The sequence below is a fragment of the Aestuariivivens sp. NBU2969 genome, from assembly GCF_019931125.1.
GTDB lineage: Bacteria > Bacteroidota > Bacteroidia > Flavobacteriales > Flavobacteriaceae > Aestuariivivens > Aestuariivivens marinum.
Genome location: NZ_JAIOUU010000019.1, coordinates 1 through 14,667 on the forward strand (window position 1 = coordinate 1; position 14,667 = coordinate 14,667).

Annotated in this window: 14 protein-coding genes; 4 read left to right on the forward strand and 10 right to left on the reverse strand. The window is 31.4% G+C overall.

Going from position 1 to position 14,667, the window contains the following annotated elements:
- Positions 1-63: 63 nt before the first annotated feature.
- The 4 genes from K7G79_RS12020 to K7G79_RS12035 form a co-directional block, all read right to left on the reverse strand.
- Complete coding sequence (locus K7G79_RS12020; protein ID WP_223551835.1) at positions 64-918, reverse strand: hypothetical protein; 855 nt, start codon at positions 916-918, stop codon at positions 64-66.
- Positions 919-1,165: 247 nt separating this feature from the next.
- On the reverse strand, positions 1,166-1,732 hold the full coding sequence (locus tag K7G79_RS12025) for a hypothetical protein (protein WP_223551836.1): 567 nt from the start codon (positions 1,730-1,732) through the stop codon (positions 1,166-1,168).
- A 133-nt stretch (positions 1,733-1,865) separates the two neighbouring features.
- Positions 1,866-4,031, reverse strand: coding sequence for an ATP-binding protein (locus tag K7G79_RS12030; protein WP_223551837.1), 2,166 nt, complete (start codon positions 4,029-4,031; stop codon positions 1,866-1,868).
- 624 nt (positions 4,032-4,655) lie between these two features.
- On the reverse strand, positions 4,656-5,288 hold the full coding sequence (locus tag K7G79_RS12035; protein ID WP_223551838.1) for a class I SAM-dependent methyltransferase: 633 nt from the start codon (positions 5,286-5,288) through the stop codon (positions 4,656-4,658).
- Positions 5,289-5,670: 382 nt separating this feature from the next.
- On the opposite strand from K7G79_RS12035, the gene K7G79_RS12040 reads away from it, so the two are divergent.
- Positions 5,671-6,927 (forward strand): hypothetical protein, encoded by a 1,257-nt coding sequence (locus K7G79_RS12040; RefSeq protein ID WP_223551839.1) that lies wholly within the window; start codon positions 5,671-5,673, stop codon positions 6,925-6,927.
- A 43-nt stretch (positions 6,928-6,970) separates the two neighbouring features.
- On the opposite strand, the gene K7G79_RS12045 is transcribed toward K7G79_RS12040, so the two are convergent.
- The 6 genes from K7G79_RS12045 to K7G79_RS12070 form a co-directional block, all read right to left on the reverse strand.
- Positions 6,971-7,306, reverse strand: coding sequence for a hypothetical protein (locus K7G79_RS12045; RefSeq protein WP_223551840.1), 336 nt, complete (start codon positions 7,304-7,306; stop codon positions 6,971-6,973).
- On the reverse strand, positions 7,293-7,577 hold the full coding sequence (locus tag K7G79_RS12050) for a hypothetical protein (protein ID WP_223551841.1): 285 nt from the start codon (positions 7,575-7,577) through the stop codon (positions 7,293-7,295). Before K7G79_RS12050 ends, K7G79_RS12045 begins: the two co-directional genes overlap by 14 nt.
- Positions 7,578-7,597: 20 nt before the next feature.
- On the reverse strand, positions 7,598-8,719 hold the full coding sequence (locus K7G79_RS12055) for an acyl-CoA dehydrogenase family protein (protein WP_223551842.1): 1,122 nt from the start codon (positions 8,717-8,719) through the stop codon (positions 7,598-7,600).
- A 100-nt stretch (positions 8,720-8,819) separates the two neighbouring features.
- Positions 8,820-9,686, reverse strand: a complete 867-nt coding sequence (locus K7G79_RS12060; protein WP_223551843.1) for an AraC family transcriptional regulator — start codon at positions 9,684-9,686, stop codon at positions 8,820-8,822.
- Between the two features lie 149 nt (positions 9,687-9,835).
- Complete coding sequence (locus K7G79_RS12065; RefSeq protein WP_223551844.1) at positions 9,836-10,249, reverse strand: DsrE/DsrF/DrsH-like family protein; 414 nt, start codon at positions 10,247-10,249, stop codon at positions 9,836-9,838.
- 211 nt (positions 10,250-10,460) lie between these two features.
- The gene (locus tag K7G79_RS12070; protein ID WP_223551845.1) at positions 10,461-10,811 is read right to left on the reverse strand and encodes a hypothetical protein; all 351 of its coding nucleotides are present in this window, start codon (positions 10,809-10,811) and stop codon (positions 10,461-10,463) included.
- A 377-nt stretch (positions 10,812-11,188) separates the two neighbouring features.
- Here K7G79_RS12070 and K7G79_RS12075 point away from each other — a divergent pair, with 377 nt between their 5' ends.
- The 3 genes from K7G79_RS12075 (at position 11,189) to K7G79_RS12085 (ending at position 14,662) form a co-directional block, all read left to right on the forward strand.
- A complete protein-coding gene (locus K7G79_RS12075; protein ID WP_223551846.1) occupies positions 11,189-12,202 on the forward strand; it encodes a LacI family DNA-binding transcriptional regulator in 1,014 nt (337 codons plus the stop codon).
- A 349-nt stretch (positions 12,203-12,551) separates the two neighbouring features.
- Positions 12,552-12,698 carry a hypothetical protein gene (locus tag K7G79_RS12080; RefSeq protein WP_223551847.1) on the forward strand — a complete coding sequence of 49 codons (147 nt, stop codon included), beginning with the start codon at positions 12,552-12,554 and terminating at the stop codon, positions 12,696-12,698.
- 131 nt (positions 12,699-12,829) lie between these two features.
- A complete protein-coding gene (locus tag K7G79_RS12085; protein ID WP_223551848.1) occupies positions 12,830-14,662 on the forward strand; it encodes a sensor histidine kinase in 1,833 nt (610 codons plus the stop codon).
- Positions 14,663-14,667: the final 5 nt, after the last annotated feature.

Sequence of the window (14,667 nt, forward strand, 5' to 3'; positions counted from 1 at the left end):
TTACTATAAACTCGTTTTTTCATGTTTCTAAGATATTTGTTTTGTAACAAACAGTCTTAAATTTTATGTCCGAATAAAGGTAACAACTCCATTATCAATGACTTCCTTTAATTGACCATTTGATTGATAAGAATATTGCAGATCCCCCAGTAAGATCCAGGGCCCATTGGGATAATTCCATGCATAATGACTTTCTAAACTTAACTTATCATTATCGTAGAGATATTCAGTACGCGCATTATTTACCAAACTTCCTCCATTTCGTTTAGTTTCATCCTTTAACAATCCATTGGGGTAGTAAGTATAGTCGGTAGTAGATTGAGGAGTTACGGCCCAGTGGGTATCCTCCCAATTAAAATCTTCCTGTTTGATGATCCAATTTTCAGAGTTGTAATTTTTTTCAATTTTTTTAAATTCTTTCCAAGTATCATCCCATTCATAGGTGATAACCTCTGTATTCAACCCATTGTCATAAAGCAATACATCCTGCCAATCTTTAGTCCAATCACCAATGCTATTAATGCTATAATGGGTAACTTTGATATTCTTTCCATGTGAATCGTACTCATATTCTGTCTTATAATTAGGTTTTGCATCATCACTAAAAAAAATACCATGATCTTGTAATATCTCTGTATTAAGTGTCTTATCTTCATTGTAAGTTCTTATTATTTGATGCCATGGTCGCCAGACTAGTTCATTGTCAATCTCAAGGTATATCTCAGATAAAGAATTCGTAAAATCGGCACCTGGATCATCATAGGTGTATTGAGTCCTGTATTCTAAAAACCAATTAGGGTCTTCCCATAAGTATCCCTCAGTTCGGTCTAATTGATACTCTGGTTGGGCAACTACATTTTGGGGAGACAAAAGCAATACAATAACTGCTGTCCAAAATAAAAATGTAATATTTTTCATGATTCAAAATATTTAAATTAACAACCTAGATTTTTTTTGAACTTTAATATAAAAGTAACTTTAAGTTATAGGATTTACTTTGGTAAGAATCTCAACAGTACATGTATAATTTTTTTAATGATTTAAATTAATTATTGATACAATATCAGTGTATTATTCATGCACATAATATTTTATACTGTTTCAGTAAAACCAGCTCCTGCTAGCGGAGCTGGAATTATTTTATTGTTATATTTCCTAGTTTGCATTAATAGGTTATCTCTCCTTCTCCGGACATAGTCCATGTCCAGTTTTCAAAATCAATGGTTCCTAGCATATAAATGTCACCATAAACATCAGCAAATTGCCCCGTGCCATCGTATATAACATAGTGGTAAGTCCATATGCCGGTAATCTGGTCTTGAACAGCTGATGCTACATAGGTGTATAATTTATCGCCATTGGCAGCAGTTATTATTCCTAACATTGGACTCACACCATCATAGCACCCATGATTCTCTACAGTGTAATAACCTATATGGGAAGCATTTCCTTTTCCAGAAATCGTTAGATAAGGGGCCGGAGCGCATCCATCAACATTAAAATCAAACTCAAAAGGACCTGTTGCATCAAAGAATTTGATAGTTTTTGTGACGTCTTTACCTGGTTTTATTAGTGTTTTACCAAGAGGGTTGCCAATGAAACTATAGTTGGCCAAGGGGGACTGGATTACATCCTGCTGTACATCGCTTTTTACATCGTAGTCTTTGCTACAATTTATCATGATCAATGCCAATACACCAATAAAGGCAATACTTAATAATTTTGTTTTCATGATTCAGAATATTTAAATTAAAAATCTTATTATCTAAAATGTTTCTTTAAAATTAAATCTCTGTAATGAGATTTACTTTGGTGAGAATCTCAAATATTTTGGTAATCTTCTCAAAAGAAAATATATTCTTTACTTAAAGAAGTTCACTTGGAGAGTAGCCAAATTCTTCCCTGAAACTGGTGCTGAAATGAGATAGGTTTTTAAAGCCAGAATCCATAGCTGCTTCTGTTACATTTTTGGTCTGACTTTCTATCATTGCTTTTGCTCTGTGTAAGCGATAAGACCTAATATATTTACCGATAGAATTGTTTGTTAATGCAGAAAATTTTCTATAAAGTTGAGGTCTGCTCATATTGAGGTGTAAGCATATATCTTTAATTCCTAAATTTTCATTCTGTAATTTTTCATCGAGAAGGGTATTGATTTTAGACATAAATAACATCTCCTGCTTGTAATGCATGTTACCCTGTCGGAAAAGGGATTTTATTGAGCCAAGCTTTTTTTGCATTTTACGTCTTGCCTCAAGAAGGTTATTCAGTTTCAGTAATAGTTCTTTTTCGCTAAATGGTTTTATGAGATAGTGATCGGCACCTATTTGAAGTCCTGAAAGTTTTGATTGAAAGTCTCCCTTTGCAGTAAGTACTACAATCGGTATATGGTCTGTCCTGATATCATTTTTGAGATGTCTGGTCATTTCGAAGCCATCCATTTCTGGCATCATGATATCTGTAAGAATTAAATCGGGAATGATTTCTAGTGCTTTTTCAAGTCCATCTTTACCATTAAAAGCGACCTCTAGTATGTAATGATCTCCAAGGATAGTAATGAGGTATTCTACAACATCTTTATTGTCTTCAACAATTAAAAGGATTGGGTTTTCTAAAGATAACTGCGGATTAATTTTTAAGTCTTTGTTTTCGTTATGTGTCGGAATAATGGAATGAATAGTATCCGAGTTGACCATTGAGACTCCGTGGTCCTTTTCCATTCTGGCTTCTTTGTTGACGGGCAAGGTAACGACAAACTCTGACCCTATTCCCACCTTACTTTTGACATTAATATCTCCTTTCATTAATTTTACAAGTTCTTTAGTTAGGGCCAAACCCAAACCGGTGCCTTGTATCTGATCGTATTTGTCAGGAACTTGGTAAAAGCGGTCAAATATATAATTAATAGACTCCTTTGGAATTCCTCTTCCACTATCCCTTACAGAAATGTACAGAATTTCTTGACCTCTTAGGTTATCTCCATAAACACTAACATCAATCTTTCCTCCTCGAGAGGTAAATTTTATTGAGTTCGATAATAGATTTCCAAATACATGCATTAGTTTTTCAGGATCGTAGTCAGCATAAAGAGGCTCATTGTTAATATTGATATGCAGTTCAATATGTTTGTATTCGGCAAGGCTGCTGAAAGTTCCAATAACATATTGTGCAAATTTCTTAATGTCCCCATGAATTAAGTTTAAATGCATGCTTCCAGCTTCTATTTTGGAAATGTCCAACATCTGGTTTACCAATCTTAGTAGTATCTGGCTTTGAACTTTAATTTTATAGGGCCCATTTTGTGGCCACTTATCTTTATTTTGATCCATTTGATCTGCAACACCTGAAATGATTGTTAATGGGGTTCGAAATTCATGGGAAACATTAGTATAAAGTTGGGTTTTCACTTCATCTATTTTCCTGAGTTTTTCTGCTTCAGATTTTTCATATCGGCTTTTGTCTTTCATGAACAATATTACCAAGAAAAGTACACAGGCATTAACCCATACGGCATCAGTTACAAAATAAAACGAATTGACTTCAGGAGTTATATAATCAGGGGTTACTAGATAGGGTTGGAGTACGCCTAAAAGTATGATTGTGGTACAATACAAAACAAACATTCCAATTGTCCAACGTAAATTGCCAGCCAAAACAGATCCCATGGCACAATTTATCCCGATAAAAACAAAGCCCATTGAAGTTGTGAGGCCACCAGTTTGCAACATAACGGCAAACGCTAGAATAACAATAATGCCATAGCTTATGTTTAGAACAAGGTCAAACCGTTTTGAAACACGAAATAGGGGGATAGCTACAATTTGGGTAATAATTAAAGCATAGCCAAACCAAAGGATTGGATATATTTCCCACACATATCCAAGACCAGTCATACATGTTAAACCAATAAAGTTAACTAGCATGTATAACCAAGTCCATCGCTTACGAAGAAGAGCTTCAGGTTCCAGTCGTGGATCAGCCAAGTGACGGTCAATCCAAGCAATTACCTTTTTACTTGTTGTATTTTTCATGCTTTACAGTTTAAAAAATAATGATCCAGGCAATCTTGTATTCTTGTTCTAGTGCTAACATGATTATTTTGAATATCTCAAGGCTAATATTATTTAACAATGTAACTTTATCGAAACACATAAATAATGGATAAACCCAGTAAGATAAACCATTAAAGATATACCAACTATTTATGCTAAGGAATGATAAAAATCAGTTAAGAAAAGAGGTAATTATTTAGGTGTAATGAATTTAATAAACATCAAAAATTTAATTTTTAATATGTCTATAGGGTCCCACCAGACTGTAAGATTACAGAGAGAACTCTAAACAAGTTGATTTTTTTAGCTAAAAACAGTTGTGTTATTTGGTAAATATCCAGTTTTTAACAAAGGTTAAATAGTCTTTTTTATGTTTTTTAAATTACAGTGTATTCAAAATAGATGTGATTAATTGTAAAGGAAAAGGATGAATTTGAAAATGAATATACTTTAAGGTGACCGTTAATCCAATAATTAGGTTTCTTAACTAAAAAAATTATTTTAATTGGTTAAACAGGTTTATATTTCACCCACCATAACATAAGTAGGTTAAGTTCATGGTAGATTTGGGGCAAAAAAGGTGAATTATGTAATTCACCTTTTTTATTTAATTTCAGAACTACCCCAAAAATTAAAGCTTGCCGGTTTCCAACCAGGAATGTACATTGTTTTCATATTAATAATCTTAAAGCCGTTATTTTTTATTAAAGAAGGAATATCTTTATTAAGTGTACATCCTCCACCTAACTTTTTCCAAATTGGATTAATGTAGTTTTGCCATTTTTGAACAGATTTATCTGGAGCTTTACCATGTTCACAAAAGAGTAATTTTCCATTAGGCTTAATTACCCTCCTAATTTCATTGAATGCCTTGGAGACATCAGGGATGCTACATAATGTATATGTAATTACTACGTAATCAAAACTATTATTATCAACTGGAATATTCTCAGCTATCGCCTTAATAAAATTAAACTCAAAAGGGAAGCTTTTTACATCAAATTTGTTCTGATTCCAGATTTCAATCGAAGGGTCAATTGCAGTAAGGTGTTTTACATTGGTTTTGTTATAAAACGGTAAATTTAAGCCTGAACCTATACCTATTTCTAATACATTCCCATGGGCAAGGGGTATTATTTTTTCTCTTTGTTTTCTTGTCGGCTTTTGCCTGCAAGCCCAATCAACTACCTTAGGAAGTATGTGTTTATCATATAGTCCCATTTTATTAAAATACAAAAACATTACTTCATGGGCAAGAGTGTTATTAGAAATGAATTGTTTTATAAGATTATAAATTAAAGATATGTCCTGCCCCGAACCATTGATGGAGAATTGTCAAGGCACTTATATTTGCTAAAGTAGTTTAGAAATAGACTCGATATAAGATTTTCCTAATTAAGGGAACCTTTTGTTATGTTCAAATTTCATAAGATATTTTATACTAGCCATTCAAATTAATGACATGATTAATATCATTTTAAGAAATAAATTAAATGGTTAAATTTTTAGTTTAAAATAGCAAACTTTAGAAACAATGCCTATTAGTTAATGAAAAACTTACGGCAATAAGTCTAAGATTGTATTGTTTAAAAATGTATTAAATAATAACCACTAGGGGATGGAAAAGTCACATTGCATATTCATAATAATCATCATGGTATGTCTAGCTTCCTGGGCTCAACCAGTAAATACCAGTGATCAAATGAAAAGTATTGAAATCAAATTATTTAAAGCCAGTGTTGTTAATGGTCAGGTTAAGAAGGGTGAACCCATTTATAAAATCAAGCCTAGGTACCCCATTAGTGGTGATTTTAATACTGGTAAGATTGAATATGATAGAAATGGACTTATAAAAGACATATATTATCCAAATAATAAAGGGGAATATCATTTAAGGGAAAACTATGACTACAATGAAAATAATCAGGTAGTTAAAGCCAAGATGACGATGCTTGAATTAAATGATAGTATTGTATTAAGAATATCATACGATTCTTTGGGTAGAATTGAAAAAACAAGATGGAATAAACATGCTGTGCCATTAAAAGGGTGGTTGAATAATTTGTTTTATAAATATTGGAGTAAGGATCTTACTGATGAAGATTATCAGAGATACTATCTTTCCAATAATGACAGCCTTAATCATACAATAGAAACTGAATTTGAGGATATAGCTCCATTAAACAATCATCATTTCGAATTACTGGATACAGAGGGTAATGTATTAAAAGAAAAGTATATGTATATAGATACCACCCAATTAGGGCCTTTACATCCAAAAACTATTGATACAATAACGATACAATGGGAATATCAATATATAGACAATGGTCTTTTAAGCGAGGAAAAAAAGAGTATTGAGAAAAAGTCTTTAGAAAAAGGTTTGCCTCCTATTAGATCCTATGACAAAAGGATTATTACTTTGAATTACAAGTATATTGATGACAACAAAGTTAAAGAGGAAATAAAGACGGTTGAACAGATGCCGAGTAAAACAGGATTCTTGAAAATTAAAGGGAGTGTTAAAACCTTTAAAAGAGTACATGATTATTTGGACAATAGTAAAAAACACATGATTTATACATATGATGATAAGGGTGATGTGGAGTATACCATTACAGAAGTTTATAGTATGGATGAAAAATTAGTAGAATATACCAAAGATTGGGGAAAGCGAAAATCAATAGATATGTATAATGAAAAAGGGAATCATACGGTCCATACAGTATATAGAAAAAACAAAAAGATATCAGAATCAACGGCCAAATATACTTATAATGAACATGGGGATTGGGTAGAGTGTGTTCTTTTTGATAGCCAAAAGAATGACCCCTTATATATTATTGCTGAAAGGACCATAGAGTATTATAATTAGAGTTTAGTACCTTATTATCTGAGGTCTACATAGGACTTAACCTTTACATTAAAATGTGTTTTAGACCTCGATGGATATTTTGCTTTAATGCATTATACCCATTATTAACTTCAATCACTTCTTGCATGTCATTGAAGAGATTTTCTAGCTCATTGTTTGAATAATTATATTCATCAATTGAATCTTTTATTTTTTGAATTATTTGATAATCATTATACTTATTCATTTCGCAATTAATTTTATCTAAACTTTCAATTTTAGTTTTATGTTTAATAAATTCTGCTTCTTGATTTGAAAGTTTAAAATCTCCCTTAGCACAATAGGTTAATATATATGCATTTAGCTGATTCTTATTCAATGCATTTTTAAAAGTTTTCATGATGTATTGTCTTAGTTGTTTTATTAATTGAATATAGCCAGGCATAAAATAATTTCTCGGCTCGCTGTTCTTTTTTTATTTCTTTGATAAGGTCTTGTCTTGAGCCTTTTTTTCTATGATAGACAATTTGTTGGTTAGCTGAGTCAAAAATAAAAATGTGTTTGCTGTCTAAGTAGTTACGTATCTTATCTGATAAGTTATAATTCTTACATTCCCTCGCCTCTTCACGTATTGCAATAAGTTCATCTATATATCTATTTTCAAAATCCATAATTTAATTAGTTAGATTATTTAAGAGTTAATTATGCGTTCACCAGTAAAAGCATATTGTTCCCATTTAGGTAAAGGATGAAAAGGGGAAGCTTGTACATCCCTAAACAAACGTTCCAGGATATTAGATCTGTAGAAACTTTGTCCACCTATGGCTTCCATGGCATACGCCACAGTTTTCTTGGTATTTTCACCTACATTGGTTTTATGAGAGAGCATATCAATGGTGATGGCCTCACTAGGGGTAAAATTTAATCCGTTTGCTAGGTAATACATTGCTTTCCATTCGGTTTGAGCACTTAACAGCACATTATTTAGTCTACCAATAAGTGTAGCTATATGCTTTTGGTTTCTATGGTAAGTTTTGCCTTTTGTAATAGCAATTACCTTTGCTTTTTCGGCTATACCTATGTAGGTAGACATTATTAATGGTAATGCTACTGTAAGTACAACGTTCCAAACAGGGTGAAATTCGTTTTTAGGTCTGGATAAGGTTATTGCGGAGTCGGGTATAAATACGTCCTCAAACAAAATGGAATTGGATCCTGTTCCGCGCATTCCCATAACATTCCAATTATCTAATATTGAAACTCCATTTGAGGTCATGGGAACGGTAAAGTGAAGGACGTCCCATGAATTATTTTTGTTTAAGTACGTCCCACTGGTTACCACAATATCACCGCCGGCAGATTGACTGGCAAAATGCTTGGTTCCAGAAAATAAGTATCCTCCGCTGGTTTTTTTTAGGTCACCATTAGAGCTAAGCCAGTCCCTTGCGCCAGTGCTTATGAGTACGAGTTCGTTTTCAGCAACATGACGTAAAAAATCTTGCCCTACACCTTTGTACTTGTATTTCCAGACAGCCGCCGATATTAAGTGTTGATGCATGGAGAAAGCCAAAGCCGTAGAACTGCAATAATATGCTATTGTCTTAATAATTTCGCACATTTCTTTATGTGCTACTCCAGCGCCTCCAAACTCAAAGGGAATTGCAGCAGAAAAGAATTTTAATTCCTTAAGTTTTAAATAGTTGTCTTGAACAAATGTGCCGTCAATATCATGTTTTAAGGCATTACGGGCAAATTCTTCTCCAATCTCATGGATTTTTGTTGTCCAACTTGTTGATCTTAGCGTTGTTTTCATAATACTTTATTATTAATTTGTTAGTATTACAAAGTACGCACATAACAAAAGCCTAAACTTTGCTTAAAAGTTTAAAAAATGGTTTAAGAAGTTCAGAAGGTTAGGAAGTCATATTTTTAGAAAATGAGCTTGGTGTCACGCCGAACTTTGTTTTAAACACCCTACTAAAATGAGAGACATCTTCAAATCCACTTTCAAAAGCGATTTGTGTAATATTTAATGTGTTTTTTAAAATGAGATTTGCAGCGTGTTCAAGCCTCTTGTTTAGCAACCATTTTCCTGGTGTCGTATTATAATGATTAAAAAAATCTCGTTTAAATGTAGATAAACTTCTGTGACATAATTTGGCGTACTCCTCCAGTTTGAGATTAAATGAAAAATTGGTCTCCATTATATGGGTTAATGAAGGTTCCGAATTTAAGGTGACTGTTTTCAAATAAGAAACGAGCAGGTCATTTTCAGAGTGGTATATTATGTTTATAAGAAGCTCTTTAAGCTTTAATCTTAGTATTGGCTCTGGAGGGTCTTTTCTGTCTTTGAAGTAGGGAAACATAGATTGAATAAAGTTTTCTATGTAATCTTTTGAAGGCAGCTTAGTGGCAGTAAATTGATGTACATCCATTGTGTTGCCATTTGGGATGCGATTTATGGTTTCCTCCAGTGAATTTCTAATAATGTCATCAGGTAAAAAGAAGCCTAGCATACAAAAGTCATCTTCAAAATATTGGGTAACAATAGCGGCTCCTTTTTTAACAAATAAGGTTTGGCCGGCCTCCATAACCCATTCGCCTTCAATTGTTTTCCATGTTTTTTTTCCACTTAAAACATGTATTAAATAATCAGATTGTGTATAAACCCCAACATGCTCATCTTCAACCGGGCAAGAGTATTCCACACAAATCAATTCATCTATCATAAATTTATTGAATACTAAACTGTCCCTTATATTTTCAAATAAATTATGCATGGATTTTTATATGATATGAACTTGCATTTTAATATGCCCCTCTAACAAATTTAAATATTATATTTTTAATAGTTAAAAATAGAGGTGTATATGTTAGAGAGGCATAGTCATAAAAAAATCAAAAAATCAAATTAATTATTTATTTCATATCAGTTTCCAGATTTTATATAGCCCCAGCCCTCATTCTGTTTTTTTACAATGTCATCTACTGCATTAGCCACAGTTTTTACACCTTCTAATAGTTGTTCTCTTTTAATATTGAATAATGACATGCTAACTTCACAAGCTGTAAAATTTATATTTTGATTTTCTATATACTTTAATATTTCGTCTGCCACAACAGATTGGTTTTTCATCATCATAGGTACAGCTTCTCCATAGGCTATTATATCAAAGTGGGTGTTTGGATGGCTTTTTGTCATGATTTTAAGTGTTAGAAGTACAGATTGATATACCTTAAAGTTAGTGCTTGTAACATCAATAATTATTTTACTACTTGGTTCTTGTGCAGAAACATTAAATAAAGAAAATATAAATGCTAGACTTAATAATATTTTTTGCATGATTTTAAAGTTTAGATTATTTGAAGCAAAGAAAAATTATAAATAAATGTCAAGTTTTGCTTAAAAGTTCAAAAAATAATCTATGAAGTCCATGTTAAAAAGCGGAGATCAATTGCAGTGCTATTTTTATTAAAAGGCTTGAGTAGTTAAGCCTATGAAAAGCTTTTTTCTTTATAGAAAAATGAGGTGCTTTTTTATGGGTCCTTTTTGCTTAGGAATTTACTTCTTTATTGGATTTAATAATTTGAATAAACTTAATGATAAAAATTATTTTAAGCGTTATTCCAGAAATTATCAAATAGATTGGTTTGATTACAGTTTGATTAGTATTTTTAAGGTATATTCCAGAAAAAAACAGTAATAACCCTATTGCCAAAAACAATATTTCTTTTCCAGGTTTATATTCACCGCTTTTAACTTTGATAATAATATATAAGAATTTAAATGTAACTCCTATTATAATTAAAATTAATCCAAAAGCTTCCACTTGAATTATTTTTTTCAGCAAAATACCTGTAACCAAAAAGATGATTCCAATGAATAATAAGATTTTAGATCGCATAAGTTTAATTTGAATGTAAATATAAATATAAAGTATTTAAGCTTGATAAGCTTTCCATATTTTTGGATAAGTTAAATGTGACTCTATCTTTAACTAATAATTAAATTAGTTTTAATATATAAAAGATATTAAAATGATCATATCTTAATTTTTTATGTAACTTTTGTTACATAAAAAAGTTTTATTAATTATAAATTGTCAGCTAAATTCTCTCCAAGATTTTAATAATGATTAATAGCTAGTGGCATGTGCAATTTGTATGTGCCTTTTTTTTTGTCTTTAAAACGGACTAATCTATAAAATAAAGAGTTTTTTTTAAATGTATTGTACAACATGTATTTTTGCTAAATTGCAGAGAATATACTAATCCTTTATAAATGGTTACTTTAAAACAGTTGGCAAAAGAGTTAAATGTCTCTATTTCTACAGTTTCCAAAGCTTTAAATAATAGTGAGGAGATAGGAGAGGAAACAGTAAGGCGTGTTAAGGAACTTGCCGAATTGTATAATTATTCACCAAACAAAGTAGCATTAAGTTTAAAACAAAATAGGACTAAAACAATAGGGGTTATTATTCCAGATATCCTTAATTATTTTTTGGCAAAAGTATTATTTGGTATAGAACGGGAGGCTACCCAAAGAGGTTATAATATTATGACCTGTATTTCTAACGAATCATTAGAAAAAGAGAAAAAGGCGTTAGAAGTTTTAGCTAATGGAAGTGTAGATGGTTTTATTTTGTGTGTTGCTGAAGAAACACAGATAAAAAATGAAATTAACCATTTTAAAAAAACTATTAACCAAGGATTACCCATTGTCATGTTCGACAGGGTAGCATACGATGTGTTTTGTGACAAAGTAATTGCCGATGATTTTGACGCCACTTATAATGCAACCAAAAATTTGATTTCTGAAAACAGGAAAAAAATAGCTTTTTTTAGTGGAATAGATGATTTAAGTGTTGGTAAGCTTAGGCAACATGGATATAAAAAGGCTATTCTAGAGCAGGGTACCCAAGAAGTATTGGAACTTAAGTTAAAGAAGGAAGACGACTATCAGCATAAAATAATGTCCTTCTTTAAAGAAAACCAAAATGTAGATGGTGTTTTGGCAGCTGATAGCGCTTCTGGTGTTATTGCTATTAATGTGGCTTTATATTTGGGATTACAGGTACCAAAAGATATATCGGTTATTGGTTTTTCAAGTCAATCGGTGTCACAACATTCTATTCCTAAGCTTACTACAATTAGACAACATGCCAAACAGATAGGAGCTAATGCGGCTGACCTGTTGATCAAACGACTAGAGAAAAAGCACGATGAAGTTTTGGAATATAAAACAACCATTGTTAAAACGAGCTTAGTTAATAACCAATCTACTTTAAACAGATAATAGTACAGGATCCTTTTATCGATTAAATGCACTTCATCGATAAAAAATGTATTTCATCGAAAACATTATCAATAAAGAGACTCTTTAACCTATTTTAGTAACGTCTTAACGATGAAAGTGCAATCCCCTCAGTGCTGTTAAGATAAATTAATCCATTTTGACCCTAAGGTCTTTTTCCCTCAAAATTTAAGTAAATGAAATCTGAGCGCTTTTTTGTGTTCGATTTTGAAGTTAATTATTCCATTTTTCCCTCGTTAAAGATTTTGGTTCGCCAAAGGCTTTATCAAGTTTAGTATTTAAAGTTTTTAAATCAATAGAAAAAAGAGTTTAACCTTAAAATCGAATATTTATGAAAGCCCTAAAACTTATATTGTTAGTTACTGTGTTTTTTACAGCACTTACATCTTGTACCAAGCAAGATTTAAACGAGGACGACGTATTAAAATCTCCAGAGACTTTTGATGTTCCATATACTGGAGGTCAAGGAAGTGATTAAGAAAAAATATACAAGTCATAAAATTGAATCCCATGCAATAAAGCGTGGGATTTTTTTGTAATTAAAATAGCTATAGCAATAAATTAAAAAATTATGCTACATTTGATAGTAGTGGTAAATGGCTATAATTATTGAAATATAAAATATTCTATATAACAGTTTTTTTCGGTTTCTTTTTTATAAGTGCCCAGACGGAACGTAATATACTACAAATAGATTCCATCCTAAATCATTTAGACAAAAACAAATCTTTTGACTCAATTTTTATTGCAAGAGAATATTATAAAGTTGGAGAATTATATAGAAAATCGTTGTTGGTAGATACTGCATATTATTATTATCAAACAGCCGAAAAGATTTTTAGAAAAAACAATTACAAGTATGAAACAGCCATAACACTTTATGGTATTGGTGTTTGCCAGTCCAATAATAAAGATTATACAGGTAGTGAGGTTACTTTAATAGAATCCTTAACTATTTTGAATGAATTGCCAATAGATAAAAATGTTATTGAATATAGAGCCTACAATTATAATCAATTAGGAATTGTATTTAATGAACTTGGTCAGTTTGAAGAATCTATAAAGTACCACAATATGGCTTTAGATATTAAGAAAGAACTGGATGGCGATTTCCAAAGAAGTATTGGATTATCAGAAAACAATATAGGTTATGTTTATAAGGAAGCTGGAAAATATGTGTTGGCTAAAGAAGCATTCAATAGAATTTTAGAGGACGAAAGTCTAATTGCCAACCATACAGATATATACGTTTTAGCTTTAGGAAATTATTCCCATACATTATATTTGTTAAAAGAGTTAGATAAATTACCTGATTTATATCTTAAGGCTTTAAAAATTTGTGATAGCACAGGTTTAGAATATAACTCCATTATAATTCATCAGCATTTGGCAGAATACTATAACTATAAAGGTCTAAAAGATTCTGCTTTATATTATGCATACAAGGCTAAAGAAATTTCGGAAAAATATAACAATGATGATTTATTAAAGTCATTATTGATTTTATCGGAAACTGAGGAAAAAGATAAAGCTATCAAATTTTTAAAGGATTATGTTTCACTTAGTGATAGTATACAAAAAGCCGAACGTGCCATTCGTGACAAATTTGCCAGAATACGTTTTGAAACTCAGAAGATAGAACAAGAAAATATACAAATAGCTAAAGAACGTATGTGGCTGTTAATCATATCGGTAGTTGTTATTCTAGCTTCATTATTACTTTATTTGGTGATTCACCAGAGAAATAAAAATAAAGAATTGAGGTTTGTTCAGCAACAACAAGAAGCAAACGAAGAGATATATAACCTCATGCTTTCACAAAATGAAAGTATAGAAGAAGCAAGAACCCAAGAAAAGAAACGGATCTCCGAAGAACTCCATGATGGTGTATTAGGGCGACTGTTTGGCACAAGGTTAAGCCTTGATAGTTTAAATATGGCCACCAGTACGGAAGCTATTAAAAGTAGAGGGCAATATATTGAAGAATTAAAAACCATAGAACAGGATATTAGAAAAGTGTCCCATGAATTGAACACCGATTTTGTGGCAGGTAGCGGTTTTATGGATATTTTAAAAACATTGGTAGAGACACAATGCTTGGCCTACGATGTAGAGTATAAATTGGATTACGATGAAGTAATAAATTGGGATGAAGTGTCTAATATAAAGAAAATCCACATTTATAGAATTGTACAGGAGGCATTACATAATATATATAAACATGCCAATGCTAAACATGTAAAAATTAGCTTTAAATTAAAAAATAATGTAATTTGCTTAGCTGTTGAAGATGATGGTAAAGGGTTTGATGTTAACAAAGCAAAGTCTGGTATAGGTCTTAAAAATATACATTCCAGAATTAAAGGCATTAATGGAAAAATAAAAATCAATTCTGAAATAGCCAAAGGAACCAAAGTAAGTATAGAAGTCCCTATACCCTAACGACA